General features: G+C 29.6%; 17 protein-coding genes and 2 pseudogenes. 4 read left to right on the top strand and 15 right to left on the bottom strand.

The features are described 5' to 3' along the window. Nucleotides 1-63: 63 nt before the first annotated feature. Entirely contained in the window at nt 64-696 is a 633-nt protein-coding gene (locus ACZ5N4_RS10660; protein ID WP_464209745.1) for a CatB-related O-acetyltransferase, read from the bottom strand. Nucleotides 697-1,367: 671 nt separating this feature from the next. On the opposite strand from ACZ5N4_RS10660, the gene ACZ5N4_RS10655 reads away from it, so the two are divergent. Further along, entirely contained in the window at nt 1,368-1,772 is a 405-nt protein-coding gene (locus ACZ5N4_RS10655; protein WP_464209743.1) for a spermidine/putrescine ABC transporter ATP-binding protein, read from the top strand. A 358-nt stretch (nt 1,773-2,130) separates the two neighbouring features. Here the strand turns inward: ACZ5N4_RS10655 and ACZ5N4_RS10650 are convergent, their stop codons facing one another. Next, nucleotides 2,131-2,649 (bottom strand): class I SAM-dependent methyltransferase, encoded by a 519-nt coding sequence (locus tag ACZ5N4_RS10650; RefSeq protein WP_464209741.1) that lies wholly within the window; start codon nt 2,647-2,649, stop codon nt 2,131-2,133. A 245-nt stretch (nt 2,650-2,894) separates the two neighbouring features. Beyond that, complete coding sequence (locus ACZ5N4_RS10645) at nt 2,895-3,656, bottom strand: zinc dependent phospholipase C family protein (RefSeq protein WP_464209739.1); 762 nt, start codon at nt 3,654-3,656, stop codon at nt 2,895-2,897. A 583-nt stretch (nt 3,657-4,239) separates the two neighbouring features. Between ACZ5N4_RS10645 and ACZ5N4_RS10640 the strand changes: the two genes are divergently transcribed. After that, nucleotides 4,240-4,449 carry a DUF1657 domain-containing protein gene (locus ACZ5N4_RS10640; protein ID WP_464209737.1) on the top strand — a complete coding sequence of 70 codons (210 nt, stop codon included), beginning with the start codon at nt 4,240-4,242 and terminating at the stop codon, nt 4,447-4,449. Between the two features lie 163 nt (nt 4,450-4,612). Here the strand turns inward: ACZ5N4_RS10640 and ACZ5N4_RS10635 are convergent, their stop codons facing one another. The 8 genes and pseudogenes from ACZ5N4_RS10635 to ACZ5N4_RS10600 form a co-directional block, all read right to left on the bottom strand. Beyond that, nucleotides 4,613-5,191: a hypothetical protein gene (locus ACZ5N4_RS10635; protein ID WP_464209735.1), complete on the bottom strand. Its 579-nt coding sequence runs from the start codon at nt 5,189-5,191 to the stop codon at nt 4,613-4,615. 1,061 nt (nt 5,192-6,252) lie between these two features. Next, nucleotides 6,253-6,783: a CDP-alcohol phosphatidyltransferase family protein gene (locus ACZ5N4_RS10630; protein WP_464209733.1), complete on the bottom strand. Its 531-nt coding sequence runs from the start codon at nt 6,781-6,783 to the stop codon at nt 6,253-6,255. Between the two features lie 136 nt (nt 6,784-6,919). Further along, nucleotides 6,920-7,762 (bottom strand): pantoate--beta-alanine ligase, encoded by an 843-nt coding sequence (gene panC / locus ACZ5N4_RS10625; RefSeq protein WP_464209731.1) that lies wholly within the window; start codon nt 7,760-7,762, stop codon nt 6,920-6,922. Nucleotides 7,763-7,783: 21 nt separating this feature from the next. Then, a complete protein-coding gene (gene panB / locus ACZ5N4_RS10620; RefSeq protein ID WP_464209729.1) occupies nt 7,784-8,611 on the bottom strand; it encodes a 3-methyl-2-oxobutanoate hydroxymethyltransferase in 828 nt (275 codons plus the stop codon). Next, the gene (locus tag ACZ5N4_RS10615; RefSeq protein ID WP_464209727.1) at nt 8,611-9,558 is read right to left on the bottom strand and encodes a Rossmann-like and DUF2520 domain-containing protein; all 948 of its coding nucleotides are present in this window, start codon (nt 9,556-9,558) and stop codon (nt 8,611-8,613) included. Before ACZ5N4_RS10615 ends, panB begins: the two co-directional genes overlap by 1 nt. Nucleotides 9,559-9,947: 389 nt before the next feature. Next, nucleotides 9,948-10,061, bottom strand: a pseudogene (locus ACZ5N4_RS10610) (N-acetyltransferase); the annotation flags it as partial. A gap of 188 nt (nt 10,062-10,249) precedes the next feature. Beyond that, nucleotides 10,250-10,637, bottom strand: a pseudogene (locus ACZ5N4_RS10605) (GrpB family protein). Nucleotides 10,638-10,772: 135 nt separating this feature from the next. Further along, entirely contained in the window at nt 10,773-12,206 is a 1,434-nt protein-coding gene (locus ACZ5N4_RS10600) for an esterase/lipase family protein (protein WP_464209725.1), read from the bottom strand. A 1,112-nt stretch (nt 12,207-13,318) separates the two neighbouring features. Here ACZ5N4_RS10600 and ACZ5N4_RS10595 point away from each other — a divergent pair. Next, entirely contained in the window at nt 13,319-13,855 is a 537-nt protein-coding gene (locus tag ACZ5N4_RS10595) for a flavin reductase family protein (RefSeq protein WP_464209723.1), read from the top strand. Nucleotides 13,856-14,185: 330 nt separating this feature from the next. Here the strand turns inward: ACZ5N4_RS10595 and ACZ5N4_RS10590 are convergent, their stop codons facing one another. The 4 genes from ACZ5N4_RS10590 to ACZ5N4_RS10575 form a co-directional block, all read right to left on the bottom strand. Continuing rightward, nucleotides 14,186-14,437, bottom strand: a complete 252-nt coding sequence (locus ACZ5N4_RS10590) for a kinase to dihydroxyacetone kinase (protein ID WP_464209721.1) — start codon at nt 14,435-14,437, stop codon at nt 14,186-14,188. A 438-nt stretch (nt 14,438-14,875) separates the two neighbouring features. Next, the gene (locus ACZ5N4_RS10585; protein ID WP_464209719.1) at nt 14,876-15,199 is read right to left on the bottom strand and encodes a CGGC domain-containing protein; all 324 of its coding nucleotides are present in this window, start codon (nt 15,197-15,199) and stop codon (nt 14,876-14,878) included. A gap of 652 nt (nt 15,200-15,851) precedes the next feature. Further along, on the bottom strand, nt 15,852-16,421 hold the full coding sequence (locus tag ACZ5N4_RS10580; protein WP_464209717.1) for an RBBP9/YdeN family alpha/beta hydrolase: 570 nt from the start codon (nt 16,419-16,421) through the stop codon (nt 15,852-15,854). Nucleotides 16,422-16,696: 275 nt separating this feature from the next. Further along, nucleotides 16,697-17,119 carry a GNAT family N-acetyltransferase gene (locus ACZ5N4_RS10575; RefSeq protein ID WP_464209716.1) on the bottom strand — a complete coding sequence of 141 codons (423 nt, stop codon included), beginning with the start codon at nt 17,117-17,119 and terminating at the stop codon, nt 16,697-16,699. Nucleotides 17,120-17,550: 431 nt separating this feature from the next. Between ACZ5N4_RS10575 and ACZ5N4_RS10570 the strand changes: the two genes are divergently transcribed. After that, the gene (locus ACZ5N4_RS10570; protein WP_464209714.1) at nt 17,551-18,558 is read left to right on the top strand and encodes a DNRLRE domain-containing protein; all 1,008 of its coding nucleotides are present in this window, start codon (nt 17,551-17,553) and stop codon (nt 18,556-18,558) included. Nucleotides 18,559-18,600: the final 42 nt, after the last annotated feature.

The following is an 18,600-nucleotide window of genomic DNA, read 5'->3' as shown; positions in this document are numbered from 1 at the left end:
TGTATCTAAAAATAGATGCAGGCTTGTTTGAATTACAAAATAAGAAAAATTAGTCACAAAACATTAAACTAATTTATTAATATTTCCTGATTGAATGTATTGAATATTTGCTTGAATTTTTTCATATGACCAATCCCACCACTTAATTTTTAATAATTTTGAAATTATATCATCACTAAACCTTTTCTTTATAACTTTTGCAGGTATGCCTCCAACAATAGTATAAGGTGGAACATCATTAGTAACTATTGCTCTGGTTCCAATAATTGCACCATCACCAATTTTCACACCTGACATAATTATAGCGTCATAACCTATCCACACATCATTTCCAATTACAATATCCCCCTTATTATCCCAAGCATCTGTTATATGGCTGACGTCTAAACCCCAGTCCTCATAAAATATTGGAAATGTATAAGTAGATAGTGATTTCATTGTATGATTTCCACTGGTCATGAGAAACTTTGCTTTACATGCAATTGAACAAAACTTCCCAATTATTAATTTATCATTGTTTATAGGATACTGATATAGTAAATTATTTTTTTCAAAATCTCTTGGATCATTATAAAAGTCATTATATATTGTATAATCTCCAACTTTTATATTATCTCTTGTAATTACATTTTTAAGATATATAGTTTGGTAATCATTACTTCTTGGATATATTTTATTTGAATTTGGAATAGTCATGTTTAACTCTCTCCTTTGTATTATGTTATTTTTCTGACTATTCCATTATTACAATACATTTCTTCATAGAATCACTCCTTAAATAATCTTTATTTTTTAATTTATGATCTATTATTCTATTTTCAAGAACATATTTCTACTTATGTCGTATTTTTTTACGAATGTAACTTTATGTATTAATATAATTATACAAATCCTTCTAGTATAAATAAAGGAAAAGAGCCTGTATCTACTTAAGATGCAGACTCTTCTATTTTGCTTAAAATATTATTCCTCAAATAACTCCTATAGCAAAAATACAAGCTATAGTTAAAAGTACATCTATTCTTATATAACTTTTCAAAATATCACTTCTAATTGAGTTGTTAACAGAAAAAGAAAATTATAAACACTATAAGAATCATATAAAAAACAAGCTAGTACTAAACCAGCTCTATGAGTTTTACAAGGAGGCATCTCGATATTAAAGTATTCTAAGTGCAGTATAACTAAATTAATAAGTTTTATAAACGATATTAAATGCTTAGTAAATTTAATATTCGATATTTAAATTTTAATTAGCACACTAATATATTTCCTTGCATATTATAATTTTGTGGTTATAAAGTGTTTAAGGAGAAAATATGTATTTATTCAGAGAACAAAACCTATATGATCAAATTTCGACGCGTATGTTAGGGCTACTTACTAATTTTAGTAAACTCATATTAACAATAGAAAAAACTATAGATGAATTATTAAAGAATGATAAAATAAATAAAAATCCTCATTTTTTACAATTTATTTTCCACTTTGCACTGGGAAGATACTATCATTTTAGATGTCAAGGATACATGGAATGTCTTGTGGTAACTAAATGTTATACGCCTGCAAGTATATGCTATTTGTTGAATAAGCTTGTAATCCCAGCATCTCAACACTTTATGGAAGCCCTAGATCATTTTGATAAATTAAAGACTACTACTGGTGTAATGGAACTTAGTGAATTCGGAAGACTTGTAGAAGAAATAAATGAGTTTAAGAAAGTATCTATGAAAATAATGAGAGAAACGAAACTATATAATTTACATTGCTAAAAAGAAAGATGATAAAATTAATACGAGCCTTTTTATGTAGAAAAATAAGCTGTCGTTAAGCCAGCTGTATAAGTTTAGTAAAGGAGTTATCCCGATATAGGAATACATATTGAATTATAACCACTTTAATATAGTGTAAGCAATGTTATATAAATTTTATAATAATTATTATATAACTGTATAAACTACTTATGTATGTATATTCTAACTCCTATTTCATAAGAAGTGCATTATAATATATGAGCCTGTATCTGAAAATGGATACAGGCTTGTTTAAATTTACAAAAATAAGAAAATTACGTCATAATTATATTTCACAATAATAGACAATCATCGCTCTTTTTTCGTTTTGTGAATATCAAATCTCACAAATAGGAGATGCAAAAAATATAATTTTATTGTAAAATAACAGTTGATTATATCTCTTTATAACTTTTGTTTTATAGTTAGCTTTTCTAAATATGTTTAAATATTCATCCTCATCTCGAATATATCTACCTTTATCAAAGTTAGACATGCACCAGTTGGGTAAACTCGCTTTTTCGTAAAAACAGGGCTCTACTATTATTAGGCTACCATCGAATTTAAGTACTCTTTTAAATTCTTTGAGGTATTTATCTACTAACTCAGAAGAAATATGATGAAGTACTGATAAAATCATAATGTAGTCAACGGAATTTCTTAATAGCGGTAATCTTTCATCCTTAATAGTTATAAAATTATGCTCAGGATACAATTTTTTAGCATACTCTATTCTGTTACTATCACAGTCAACTCCATAATAAGCTGATGGTTCAAACAAGAAAGAACTGGAACCAATACCACACCCAAAATCTAGAATAGTCTTACCTCTAAAATCAATTAAATCATGGAACATTTTGTCATAAAATATATTTGAAAACCATTTGGGCCGAACAAAGTAGTGATATAACTTTGGCGATAACTCCATGACATTAAACCTCCAATTTAACAAAGTTGTACAAAACTTAGCTTGCCCAAATACCTGTGGTTTATAACTGGATTTATGTCACTGGAATGGTTATTCAACAAACATTAGGATAGGATTTCATCAGAACTCTCCTTGAGGCAGGACATGACGTCATAGCAAAGTCACTATATTTTCTATAGTGACTTGCTGACTATATTTTCAAACTGCTTTTTTTGTTCTGCAATCATAATAGGCTTGATTTTTTGTATATCTTTATAGAACTTAAACATCAAACCTGCGGTAGTCGCTTGAGCCATTGTTAGTATCATTGAAGTAATTTTCTGAAACCTTACATACCTATTTCTCTCATGCGAATACTTTTTGTATGAATTTATCGCTTTTTTGCTGTTCAAATCAATGTAATGTTTTAAGGAATTAAGATATATTCCTCCTTTTTCGGTTTTAAACTCATCATGATGTATATGCACTCTAATTACCCATTTTTCATAACTTCTATGACTATTTAATAAGTTAACATTAGCATGCTGAGGAACTGTCAAATCTTGAATTAAATGACAAGACGCACCTAAATAGAACATTGCATTTTTAATGTTACCATGGAAGTATTCATTTAATGCTCTGGTATAGTAAGATATGCATTCCTTTTTGGCATTACTGTTACCGTATAATCCCTTGTTCGTGTATGGATTATAAAAATGATTACTACTTTTTAAATCCTGATCAGCCCAAACCACTCCTGCATTTATATCATTTATATATGAGGACATAAATTTATAAGCCTTAATATGTCCATCATTTTTTAATATTATTACAGACTGAGTATTTATAAACTTATGAACCTTACACTCAGTTTTCATTATTCTTTTTTTTACAGGATTTACAGCTTTTAGTACATTTTTAAACACATATGAATAAGATTTCTCTAAAGCGTCCATAATTATCATCCCTATGAATATATTTAGGCTTATAAGTTATTATAAGCCTAATTTTAACTATTATTCATAAAAATTATTTTACATGACTAGACTTGTACGTTAAAATCGATTGTTATTTCGTATTAAATAATATATCAGTACTAGAAGTGTATTTAGCTTAATTTTACAAATATGACTTTATGTATTAATATAATTATATAAGCTCCTCTAGTATAAATAAAGCTTTTAGTGATATATTTAGATGATCTTGAATATCTATATTAAGAGACCCCCGTATCCCTAACCTAATTTATCATATGTGTTTATGCGGACACTAATTATAGCAATCCACTATTTAATATAAAGTTTATATTGAGGTATCATTAGATGGTACCTTTTTTTGCTTGTATAATAATTAACCTACAGTATAAACTATAAATGAAATCCTCAAATTACCCTCCTATTATCTATATAAAGCCTGTATCTAGAAGTAGATGCAGGCTTAGATATTTATATTCTTTATAACTTATTGGCAAATGTATTATTCTAAACAATATGGAATATCATAGCGCATTTTGGTTAAACTAATTTCGTTGAGAGCGAGGTGATTAGTTTGACAGTACAAAGTGATTTACAAAAAGCAATAGCATCCTGTGAAGCTGCAAAGGGCAGTTATTCGATGATGGCGCAATCAACTGAAGATCAACAGGCAAAACAGATGTTCAATGGCATGAAATCGGATATTGACAGGCATTTACAGTTTTTAAATGACAGACTAGACTACTTAAGCCAAAACAATCAATTAAATGAGTAGAATCAGTAAAAAAAAGGGCGGGAGTATAAAACACCGCCTTTTATTCTAAATCCTACTAAGGTAAGATAACTTTAGTATTTCTTGTTTTAGTTTCCCAAAATGAAGATTAGAAAGAAAAAGTTATATAATACAGTTATTTTCTATTAAATCTTCTCTCGTTTACTCATAAAATTATTGTAGCGCTCCAATTACCTCCCCCTTGGTCACATGTATAGGTACCTGTTACTCTTCTCCCATCAATTCTGCCAATGTAATTACAGTCATTTCCATCACTGCTATTCCGCCGTTCAATACGAACATTGTTACCCTGTTGCTCCATTCTTAAAACGGCTGTTACAGGGGTCGCACCAGGTCTAGTCCACCTTGCATCAAAGATATTGCTATTTCCCCGACGGGTCCATATCCCTCTCCATCCAGATTCCTCTTCTTCCCATCTTCTTCCTAAGTCCGGTACTCGAGGTTCCCTGCGTATTGTACCGGTCCAAGGGCCTCCTCCAGTGTTACAGATGTTGAACCCTGTAACTCTTCTCCCGTCAATTCTGCCTACATACTGACAGTCATTTCCATCACTGCTATTTCTGCGTGAAATACATACAAAATTGTCCCGCAATTGCATCCTCAAAACAGCAGTAATCGGACGCTCTCCTTCTCTGGTCCACGTTGCATCAAAAACATTGCTATTTCCTCTGCGTATCCACACGCCTCTCCATCCACCTTCCTCCACTTCCCAACGGGTACCCAAATCTATTTGTCGAAAAGACGAATAAAAAGGATCCGCGTAATAATAAGGATGAACATGGTATGGACTGGTATTGTAATATGAGTTGTAATAGTTGTACATAATACTCCTCCAATAAAATAAATTTTTAAAATTCCGATTCACATTTATAATATGAAAAATAAAGAAAAATGTTCCAATGATTAATGTAATAACTTTTAGGATTATGCATGCCATATTGCACTTAAAAAGTAGTGACAATAATACAGCCTACTCTGAAATAATTCGAATCCAGGAAAGATTCTGGTAAAAATTAAAAAGACAGAGAATTTCTAAATCCTCTGTCCAGCTGGTATAGATTTTGTCTCTGAGTGGTACCTGACACTAATCATTAAAAATCGAGAACTACTAAAATGTCATTCATCAAACTCTTATGAAAGGGTAGATTTAAAAAATATAAAAACCTTCGTTACTTATGGTACAGTTCAGCATTCTACATTCTAATACTTTGATGCAGTTTAGTCATAATAAGCTACGAATATGACTTTATATTTTAATATAATTATACAAATTCTTCTAGTATAAATAAAGGAGTTTTATTAAAGGAAAAGAGCCTGTATCTACTTAAGATACAGACTCTTCTATTTTGCTTAAAATAATATTCCACAAAGTGCCCCCAAGACAAAAACACAAGCTATAGTTATAAGTACATCTATTCTTAGATAACTTTTCAAAATATCACCTCTACTTGAATTGTTGGCATCAAAAGAAAATTATAAACACTATAAAAATTATATAAAAAAACAAGCTGGCACTAAGCCAGCTGCATAAGTTAAGTAAAGGAATAGTCCCGATATAGGAATACATATTGAATTATAACCACTTTAATGTAGTGTAAGCAATGTTATATAAATTTTATAATAATTATTCTATAACTGTATAAACTATAGATACATGAATATCCTCTATTTCACATTGGAATTTTATTATAGCAATAAATAGTCCTACATTCTTTTAATCAAGAGTGTAGGACTTGTTGGTTTTACAATAAGAAGAATGTGAATTATTTGAACTGTAGATTATGGTCATTTTACAAATATACTTTTTTTATTTAATTGTAGTTGACTTGATGTCAACTGAATAATCAATTCCTCAGTTGCTGATATGCTTGCCAAAACACAAATTATATATATCAGCAGAGTTGTATTAATATAGGGAATACATATTGGAAATATAAATAAAACTATGCCAGTAATTTTATTTCCGTAAGTATGAATACTTGCAAAGGTTTTATATTTTTTCATGGCTACAACCATCGATGCTAATCTGATAATAGCAATTGAAATAATCCAAATGACGATTTCGGTTGCAGGATTTACGATTGGATAAAGCACAACTAATAATACACTTACCATTATCATGTCAGCCATAGAATCAAGCTTTGCGCCAAGTCTGCTTGCTGTCCCTGTCTTTCTGGCAATAAACCCATCCATAATATCACTGAATCCACAAATAATATATATTGCGTAAAAAGCCACACTTAATGGCTTAATATAAATCAAGATCAAAGAAAAAATTATTCTACTAAGCGATATATAATTTGGTATTGCTTTCATCTGGCCACCTCGCCTAAAATAAATAATCTTTATTACACATAAAGTTACAAATATGACTTTATACATTAATATAATTATATAGTTTTTGCCAAAATTACATTTTTTCCTTTTTATCTGTTATCAATATCAAGAATAATTATATTTCAAAAATAAAATTATCTATTAATCTTGTCTCCCCTATATATACAGCTATTGGAACTAAAATATTTTTTTCTATTATATCAACATTTTCTAATAACTCGCTATCCACTACTTCTACATAATCAATTTTTGCTAATGGTTCCTTACTAATTTCTTCTTTTATTATTTCTTTAATAATATTTGCTTTTCTTTCTCCTTGTTTTAGCATTTCCTTTGCTTTGTTTAAACTTCTACTTAATACTAAGGCTGCTTTTCTTTCCTCCTTTGATAAATAAGCATTTCTTGAACTTTTAGCTAATCCGTCGTCTTCTCGGATTATTGGGCATTCTATTATTTCTACATCTATATTTAGATCTCTAACCATTCTTTTTATAACAGCTACTTGTTGCGCATCCTTTTGTCCAAAATAAGCTCTATCAGGAGTTACAATATTTAAAAGCTTAGAGACCACTAAACAGACTCCATCAAAATGTCCTGGTCTTTTCGCACCACAAAGTACACTTGTAAGGTTTGAAACACTAACGGTTGTAGACCTATTATCATAATACATTTCACTTGGCTCAGGAGTAAAAACTATACTTGCACCTACATTTATACATATTTCCAAATCCCTATTAATATCTCTAGGATAACTGTCATAATCTTCATTTGGACCAAATTGTGTTGGATTTACAAAGACACTGACAACTACCTTATCATTTTCTTTTACTGCTTTTTTAATTAAACTTTCATGTCCTTCATGCAAAGCTCCCATAGTTGGAACATAACCTATTGAAAGTCCTTCTCTCCTCCATGCTTTAATTAAACTTCTAAGCTCATTTATTTCTTTTACTAACATTGTCCGATATCCTTTTTACAATTAATATAGTTTTTTTAATTCATTTTCATCAATTTTAAAGGAATGTTTTTCTTCTGGAAAAGTTCCTTCCTGTACTTCTTTAACATAAGAACTAATAGCTTCTCTCATAATCGTCCCGACACTTGCATACTGTTTTACGAACTTTGGTACAAAATCATTAAACATTCCAAGCATATCTTGATAAACTAAAATCTGTCCATCACAATGTTTGCCTGCTCCAATACCTATAATTGGTATAGAAACTGATTTTGTAATAATTTCTGCTACTTTTTCTGGAATTCCCTCAAGCACAATAGAGAATGCACCTGCTTTTTCGATAAGAACTGCATCTTTTATAAGTTTTTTAGCCGCAAGTTCATCTTTTCCTTGAACTTTAAATCCTCCGAAAACATTAACAGATTGAGGAGTTAGCCCTAAATGCCCCATAACTGGAATTTGAGCATTTACAATCGCTTTAATTTGTTCTACAATATTAGCTCCACCTTCCAGTTTTACTGCATTAGCTCCGCCCTCTCTAATTAACCTTCCTGCATTCAAAACAGCTTGTTCTACTGAAACACTATAGGATAAGAATGGCATATCACTTACAATCAATGCATTTTTAGCTCCTCTTTTAACAGCCTTTGTATGGTAAATTATTTCATCTACTGTAACACCTAAAGTATCTTCTTCTCCTTTAATAACTATACCAAGAGAATCTCCTATTAGAATTCCATTAACGCTACTTTCATCAATAATTTTAGCCATTGAATAATCATATGCTGTAAGCATACTTATTTTTTTTCCTTCAGTTTTAGCATTTTTAAAAGTCAATACTGTATTTTTCACTATTCTGTTCCTCCTAAAATTCCATAGATTTCCAAATGCCTTTTAGAATTCTTTAATAAATTTTTCAGTATATCTCCATTATTAACAATAGAAGAATGAGTATAATCTTTTTTTTCAAAATTTTTCAAAGCAACAAGATTTAATAAATTCAAAGATAATAAACTATAAAGCTTTTTATCCTTTTCTTTTAAAACCGAAAGATGTTTCTCTATTGTTTTAACATCTCCTCTTAAGACAGGCCCTGTTAAAGAATTTATAAATCCCTTTGAATAAATGCTTTCTATATTTCCATTTATAAGTGGCTTTACAGCTTTTAAAGCTTCCTCTTCACTTAGACCAAGTGTTTTAAAATAATTAATTCCTACTTCTAGTAAAGATAATATAAGATTAGAAATAAATACATTAGCCAAATGATAAGTTGAAGATGTTTCTTTATCTCTTATAAAGAAGTTATTTCCTAAAACTTTAAACAATTTTAAAACTATTGAACCTTCAAGAATGTCACCTTCAATGGAAAAATAGATTTTTTCAAATCCTTCTAAATTCATATTTTTATTTGAAAACGCAAATATTGGATGTATAGAATAGATCAATGCACCAGAATGTTTGGCATTACATAATACATTTGATTTAAGTGATCCACTTGTATGGCAAATTGACTTGCTTTTTAGATCAAATTTCGATAATTTACTATCTATAATTGAGATGATGTCATCAGATGTTGTAATAAATAATATATCGCTTTCCTTAATAAGTTCTTGAATATTGTCATAAAATTTAGATTTAGTAATATTAGCTGCTTCTGAAGCACTTTTTATGTCTTTTCCATAAAAACCACTTAAGTCTAACCCCTTATGAGTAAAGTAGCGTCCTAAATTTACGCCTACCTTCCCAGGCCCAATAAAACCAATTTTAATAGTATCACCTCCATATGTGTGATACAACATCTTAATTTCAATCTCATTCCAATAGATATGAGTTGTATTATAATTTTAATGCAAAAAATCTGGTATAGCTCTATTAAGATACTACCCAGAGATATTCTATCACTTAATCTTTAATTTAACAACTATAATTTTTCAAACTTCCCAAAAATTGTTAGAAATCCATTAACTCAAAGTCGTCTGGCTGCTATTCCATTCAGAGTCATATGGAGCAGTTAGTACTTTAATAGGCAAATTACCTACATTGGAATTTTATTATAGTAATAAATAGTCCTACATTCTTTTAATCAAGAGTGTAGGACTTGTTAGCTTTATGATATAAAAAAAGTGTGCAAAAAATATTACATAAGACTATACATATTATCTTATATTAATTTTTCATATAGTTTAAATCAATCTAATCCGTAATTTTTAAGTCCCAAATCAACAGTATCAATGTATTTAAAACCACATTTTTCATAAAGTTTAATGGCGGGTATATTACCTTCGTAAACATCCAGGATAATTTACTCCCCCTGCAAAAAAATCATTTAAATCATTATAAAGATTTTCTAATTCATCAATATCATTTTCTTTTCCCAATTCAATAATAATATTCATGCGTCGCCTCCAAATCAAGTAAAATATAAATTTTGTTCCATCACAATATAAGAAGAATACGTAATAACATTTGTCATGTAGTAACTTTTTTATTTTACTTTTCTAATCCAATTTTCCTATAAATTTCAATAATGCAAGGACTTTTGTATTCTAAATAACTATCAATATCTGTTGGATACAGCTTTGCTGCTTGTAGTTTAACCTCACTATACTTGTCTATTCTTTATTCCTAAATCACCTTCATAATAGTATCCTAAACTTTCTAAGCGAGATTTAACTTCTTCAAAATTATTATAGCTTTCTATAATAACATCTAAGTCTATAATAGGTTTAGCGGCTAATCCTTCTACTGAAGTACTTCCTACATGCTCAATTCCAAGAATTGTATCTCCAAGTACTTTTTCTAGATATACCTTTATTTTTTCAAATTCATCACTCCAATTAGAATCATATGAAAGAACAATCACATTTTTTGTTCTCATTTTTCCCTCCCCAATAAAAATTTAGATTATCACAGAATATCACATACGATTGTTAAATGCAAGTATTCGTTGTAATTTTATCCATTATTTATTCTTAAATATAATAAGCTAGTTTTATCTTATTATTTTATTTATTTATCTTGGCAATTTACTTAGAAGGTTTGCATAGTCATTATACCAGTCTTTAACGTTACCAAATGTACCTACTATGTCCATATGATCTGTATTTATAATTCTAGGCATTACATTCCATTGACCTATTTTAGCTCTACCATTATATTGCTCAATAACATCATTAGAACCTAATTTAGGCCCATTTTGACTAATACAATTTACAACACCATCATTTGGAAACCATTTCTTATCAATGATAGGAAGATCTTTTTCATTACGTGAATATCTACCCATTGAGTTTGATGTTACATAAAATAGAGGATTCATTGAACCAATTTGCGATAAGGAATGACCTGTAAGTATAGATTCTGTAGTTGCTTGTGTTGCCCAAGAAAAATAATACACATCTGGTTGAGCCTTTACCCATGTATTAAGTTCTTGTGCACCTTTTGTGGATAAATCATAAGTTGATATATCCTTTGTACTATTCCAAATATCGCTTGCTAAAACCCTTTCAATATAATCATGTTGAGATTCTCCCTGTTGCTTTTTTAATCCCCATTGGTCTAATTTAAAATCATATAATGAGCTGAATAAATCGTTTTTACCAGTTATTGTTCCTAATACACCAAATGTAGAACTTAATAAATCTTTTGCTGGCATTAAATCTGATAAGGTTGTACCATCATTAGGTGTAGATATAGTAGTAACACTATGAACCCAATGCTTTTTCCCTTCAAATAATGGTGAAATATTTTCTTGTCCACAATTTATTTCATCTTTACTGCCTTCACTTAACAGTTGTGTAAGTGTACGTATGGTTTGTCCACCCATACTATGGCCTATTAAATGTACTTTATTTTCATTACTTATATTTTTATATATACCTGTATATGTCCTTCCATATCTATTATGTTTAAATTTTTTTGCATGAGCTTCTCCATAATCTACTGTTCCCCCTACTATGTAAGCGTAAAGTTCACAAGCTCTATCCCAATTACTAGATACTGGCCCTACTGTTGCTGTATAAGTGTTATGGCCTGAGGCATTTAACTTTTCTTGAGGATCAACTGTTCCACCCCAATATTTATATCCTAATAATTCATCTCTTCCAAACCCCATAAAACCATGAACTAAAATAATTGGATAATTATTTCCCTGTGTAATATTCTTAGTATTAATTTCTGGAAACTTTAATGAAGGTATTTTATCCACATCTTCTTCTTGTTTAACTTCTTCTTCTCCCAAGTCTATTGAATTGTTTATCTCTTCTAATATGGGTAAATTTATTGTCTCTTTTGTATCCTTTACTTCTCCTTTAACAGTAGATGATTCCATACCCTGTGTTCCTTGTACCTTTGGTTCAACTGCTCTTGCATTCATTGAGAAATTTGTTAGTATCATAGAAAATGCTAATAAAATAATAGTTGCTATTTTGGTTAAGCTTTTTTTCATTCTACATCTCCCCCTAATTTAATTTTTAAGTAAATATTATGACTAAATAAATCATTTTTTCTCCCAGCCTCCTTCTGCTTTATTTGAATAATTGCTAAATATATGCAATTATATACTAATTTTGACTTATTTTCAATAATTTTATAACTTTCATTTTATTGTAACAAAGTATGCAAAATAGATGTTTAACAGTATAAAAGTTAATTCTATAATTACAAATTCAATCGTTAATAAGATTATTTTAGATCTAATATATTAGAGTGCTATAAAAAACATAAAGTATAATGACATCTAATTATTACGTCATTATACTTTCAAATAAGGGTTTTATTAGGGTTTTATTAAGCAAGGGAATTATTGAAATATATCTCAAACTATATTCGATAATTATATATAGCAATTATGATGCCAAGTAAATACTGCTGAGAAAATGATAATTATTGTAAATCAAGTCTCAAAATGATACAAAATTTTATTTCAAAATAAAAATAATTTAATTATTTTATCAAAATGAAACTAAAATATAAATTGTTTTATAAACAGTTTTATCTTGAACGTTTTATAGTTTTAAAGCTATGTATAGTCGAAATAATAAACAAAAATAATAGGCACTAAATTAGTCAGTACCTATTATTTAAATCGGTCTGTTAAGATATAGACTTATTATATTTCAACACTTAATATTAAATTTTTTCAATACTATGGAGCAAGTTTTCATTTTTAGAAATACGTATTTCCTTATTCCTCGTCATAATAAGTTACTGTTGTGACGCTTAAGTGGCTCTTACTTGTATTGAATAAATTTCGTTTAGGATAATTTTTGTAGATATATAGTAAATATATAGACAATAAAACAATTCCTAATATGAAAACACCCTAAAATTCAGTTTGAATAATACGGTGTTCAGGTAAATTGTTCGATTTTTCAGTTGTTACATTAAATAACAAGAGCATGAATTACTTAAATTATAAATTACACTCATTTTGCCAATATACTTCGTTATCCATTCACACTCTCCTTTTAGATAGTACCTCACAAAAAAGTACATACTTGCTATTGATTGCGTATCAGTATATCATGGAGACAATGAAATTTCAAGGAGGATAACACTATGAAAAAAGAAATTGAAGTATTTAATTATGCTAATGAGATTATGAAAGCGGTCAAAACAGGCGTTTTGTTGACCACAAAGGTAGATGACAAAGTGAATTCTATGACTATTTCTTGGGGTACACTCGGAATTGAATGGTCAAAACCGATTTTTACAGTTTTCGTTAGAGAAAATCGCTTTACAAAACATCAACTTGAAAAAAATCCTGAATTCACAATAAATATACCATATGGTGCTTTTGATAAAAAGATATTGGGGATTTGCGGGACAAAATCCGGTCGTGCAATTGATAAAATCAAAGAACTTAACTTGACACTTGAAACACCTAATAATGTTTCTGTTCCTGCTATTAAGGAACTTCCTTTAACGCTTGAGTGTAGGGTTATATACAAGCAAAAACAAGATGAGTGTGAAGTTACAGAAGAAAACAAGAGCATATTTTACCCACAGGATGTTGATAGCTTATTTCACGGTGCAAACAAGGATTTTCATACTGCTTATTATGGAGAGATTGTTAGTGCATATATCATCGAATAGTATATCTTGAAGTTCCTTTAGTTCACAAGTAAGGTTATAAATAATTTGTTGTGTGGTAATGAAACCGCCAATTTTTCGAGGTAATGGTGATAATCTTCACAAGGGAGCAAAATCCCCAAAGCATTTTTGATGGTGCTTTGGGGATTCTTTTTATGTGCTTTAGCGTTAAAAGAAAAGCACCTGCTATGCGGGCAATGTCATCAAGCTAATTTGGAATAATCTTGATATTGTTTCAAATTAGCTTGATGACATTTGTTTTACGGGTGGTCATGACTCCAAAATTAAATCTTCCATATTTAATATTTTTATAAGTTGAATTATTAAAATTATTTAACCTTCAAGACCATTGGCCTGGCGTTCCATGTTTTCTACAACGATATCATAAATTTCTCCCAAAGAAGCACAATATTCAAGCACCTTCCATGGTGTATTGGTGTGAAAATGAATTTTAATCATTTCATCGTCACCAACAGCAAGCAAACAGTCACCTTTAATATTGTTTGTAATATATTCGTTGATTGCATCTTCCGAAAGATTATGTCCTTCGATTAATAATTGGGTATCAAATTTGTATTCAAGCATAATACACTCCCCTTTGTTCCTTCTATTCTATAAATTACTGTTTATTGAATTGTTTTACATCTTTCATATGTCGCATTGTCTTAAACCAATGACTTAATTAATATAAAAATTATACCATATCATTAACATATATTCATAGATGTATAGGAAATACAAAAGCTTTTCAACACCGTATTATTCAATTGTTAAAGAACATTATTCGTATTTTCATATTCAAAAGTTATGTCACTTTATTTTCATAATATCTAAATATCATATACTCTGAATAAATAGACATTCTTTTTGAAATGCGACATAAAAACACCACATAATTCAACTTTGAATAATGCGGTGTTCATGTAAATTGTTCGCTTTTTCAGCTGAAAAGCGTACTACTTTAATAATCTATAATACATTTATTGGAATATGAATGTCAATAAAAAGAAAGTCCCTAAAATTCTATTCAACATCATGACTATATCCTACAATATCAATTTCATTGCCTAAAGACTCAATAATTTTATTATACAAAGGACATTTAAGCTTTATGCATGTGCTTAAATGAATAGCATCAACACCTCTTTTTTTCATTATTCTTGCTCTATCCAATACTTGATTCACAGAATTTTCACTACACCCATTGCAGTGAGCAAAACATATTATTTCTGAATTGCAATCATAATTTTTAAAGGATGCCTCTCTATCATTAAAAGCTTTAAAGCATCCAAAACTTGAACATTCTCTGCTCTCATTATAACAATTTATAATGCCAATTTTACTCATAATTATAAACAACTCCTTATACAAATTTATTTTATGTTATGAGTATAACACCTTTAACAACAGAAAATCTTCCTGTATTTCGCTAAGTAATTTTTTGTTATTTTATATAGGATTGAGACGTAATTAGTTACTCTTTTGATTTAACTAATGGTAATTATACTACATTTACGTTATGATGAAGGATTACTTTTATAATAAATGTAAAATAACCTTATTTTCTAACACCGCATTATTCAATTGTCAAAGAGCATCGTTCGTACTTTCAATTCTATTAATTACGTCGCTTTATATTCACTATCCGTCATAAAATTAAAGAATATCATCTCTTCTAAGCTGGAGTATCTTACAAAGTCGTACTAATTTAACAAAAAAGTCTGTATTGGGAGTCAACACAGACTATCGAGATACTAATTATAAAGATATTACTGCCTATAGTAAAAACACCGCAGAATTCATTTTGAATAATGCGGTATCCATGTAAATTGTTCGCTTTTTCAGTTGTTATGTTAAATAAGAAAAACATGCATTGACTTAACTAGACATTATGCTCGTTTTGTTCAATCAGACAAATTGGAATTTTACACCCATAGATAATATTCATTCTATCATTATGAATATAGTAACGCCAAACAAAAAATTTACAATGAGAATATTAAGTATTTATCAATTTCTGGATTTCGTTTAATAAAACAGGAAAATCAGTATATCCATCACGAGCAATAAAATGCTTTCCTGATGAAAGAATAATAAGATTTGCATCTAATGCTTCGGCTAATTTTTGTGTTGCTTCGGTTGGAACAATATCATCATCTGTTGCAGTAATAACAATTCTTGATGGAATTAGATTTTTTATTCTTGCAATGTCAAGTGGTTCATCCACAAATTCTTGAAGGCCTTCTGTTTGTTCATCCATCGGATTTTCATTTATGAAACCTGAAACAAGTATTGCACCTTTGATTTTTATGTTTTTTTCGAGAATATAGCGAAGTGCTGTAACACTTCCAAGACTATGACCGATAAATATTGTATTTTCATCAATGTCCAAAACATTTTTACGAAGATGGTTAAGCCAGGTTTTAAGGTGCGGATTCTCGGAATCAGGCATATTGGGAATATCAATTTTAACCTGTCTATTTTTAACCTGTTCTTTCAGCCATGGGAACCACTCTGACTGGCTGGAAGATGTATAACCATGGATAACATAGATATTAGTACTTTTCATTTTGTCATTTCCTCCAATTATATAAATATTATTTATTTCAAACTACTATTCAAATTACTATTTATCTGCGGATTATATAAATAATCTTTATTTCACAGTTAATCACAGTTGTTATTTATTTACATGAAAATTATACCATAATATCTATTTAGCTTCATCGCTTTGAAGAAAACATAGATATTTTTAACACCGCAGAATTCACTTGAATAATACGGTGTTCTTGAAAATTGTTCGTTTTTTCTATTGTTGAGTTAATTAAGGAAACTACGCAGCATCTAATCTTCAAGATACTTTGACTGAAATGGATATTTTGCATAAGCAGTTTTATGTTTTTTAAATCCTAATTTTTTATAAAAATCTTCATTACCAAATGTCGAAGTTAAATGAATTGACATATGTTGTTCTCCTTTTAATAATAAATTCAGCATCCCTTTTCCAATACCTTTTTTCTGGTATTCTTGCAATACTCCTACATCAAAAACCATACCATAAGATATGCCATCAGATAACATTCTGCAAGAACCTACTAAAACATTTCCATCCCATGCAGTAACAACCTTGTAACTATCTTGAAAGGCAGATTGAATTTTATCAAATTCCTTATTTTCTATAAATCGTCTTAATAATCCCGTCTTCTCATACAAATTAAAAAGACCTGGCCAATTAATCTGTTCTAATCCAAATTTATACGAAATCATTTTTATCTCCCCCTAACTTATTTATATTACCATTTAACAACTCATAAGTAATAATTTATAACTTTAGTATAAAACATTACGTTAGGTAATGTTCAAGAGGAATTAGAAATAATTTCACTATAAAACACCGCATTATTCAATTTTCAAAGAACATCGTTTGGACCTTTTATTTTAGTAGTTGCGTCGTCTAATTTTCATAATATCTAAATATCATATACTCTGAATAAATAGACATTCTCTTTGAAATACGACACAAAAACACCGCGAAATCTAGAAATTAAATAATGCAGTGTTCATAAAAATTGTTCGCTTTTTAGCTATTTTATTAAGTGAGAATTTTACATAACATTTTATTATAAAAAACATATAATATACTGAAAAAATGTATAGCACGATGTTCTAATATACGGTAAATTTAGGAGGAAATCATTATGCCATTTGTACAAGTAAACCCTACTGATGATGTCTTTATTACAGAATATTATTCCAATAAGAACTTTGGTAATGATACAACTTTATTTACTGGAGAATATTTAAAGTACAATAATCAACCAGATGCTTTTAGGAGTTTATTAAAGTTTAATTTAGCTGGCGTTATTCCTCCCGGAAACATCATATTAGGCGCTACGTTAAATTTATTCGTTTATAGAAAAGATAAAACTGACGCTCAATTATCGCCACAAACAGTTAATGTATTTACAAATGCAAGTAACTTTTCACAGAACACAGTTACCTGGAATAATGCACCTGCATTAAATCCAACCCCATATTCGATAAATGTAACTGATGCTGATGTCAATAATTATATTAGCATTGATATAACAAATATAGTAGTTGATTGGTTCTATAGTGTAATCCCAAACAATGGTATTACTTTAGTTGGAATAGAGAATATAATTGACACTATCATAGGTTATAGGTCCAATGAATGGACAATTACAGGGCAAAGACCATTCTTAAATATTCAATATGGTATATCAGGACCTACAGGTCCTACTGGTCCTCAAGGTGCAACAGGTGCTACAGGGGCAACAGGTGCTACGGGTGCTACAGGGGCCACTGGGGCTACTGGACCTACTGGTGCTACAGGAGCCACTGGGGCTACTGGTGCTACTGGACCTACTGGACCGCTCCCCGAAATAACCATTGTTCCTTTAGTTAATAGGTATTATTATATTGCAGAATCTGATTTGTCTTCACCGGACCCAATAAATATATCTGCTAATTTATTCAAAAACGATTCGGGAGATTTCACCAACCTTTTTTTGGGTCTCGGCCTGAATAGTTATAATAATTTATTCATAAATGGAATATTACAAATAGGCAAAATATACAGTGTAAGTTCGAATGCATTGACTTTGAACACCGAAAGTACCACTATCTATAAGGGTACGCCGATAACCTTAGAAATCATTCAGTTCTCGGCTTCGGTCTCTTAACAGTGATGTAGTAAATTTACCTTTTACATGTCACCAATTCTT

Source organism: Clostridium nitrophenolicum (genome assembly GCF_055391695.1).
This window is presented reverse-complemented; position numbering and strand designations above follow the sequence as displayed.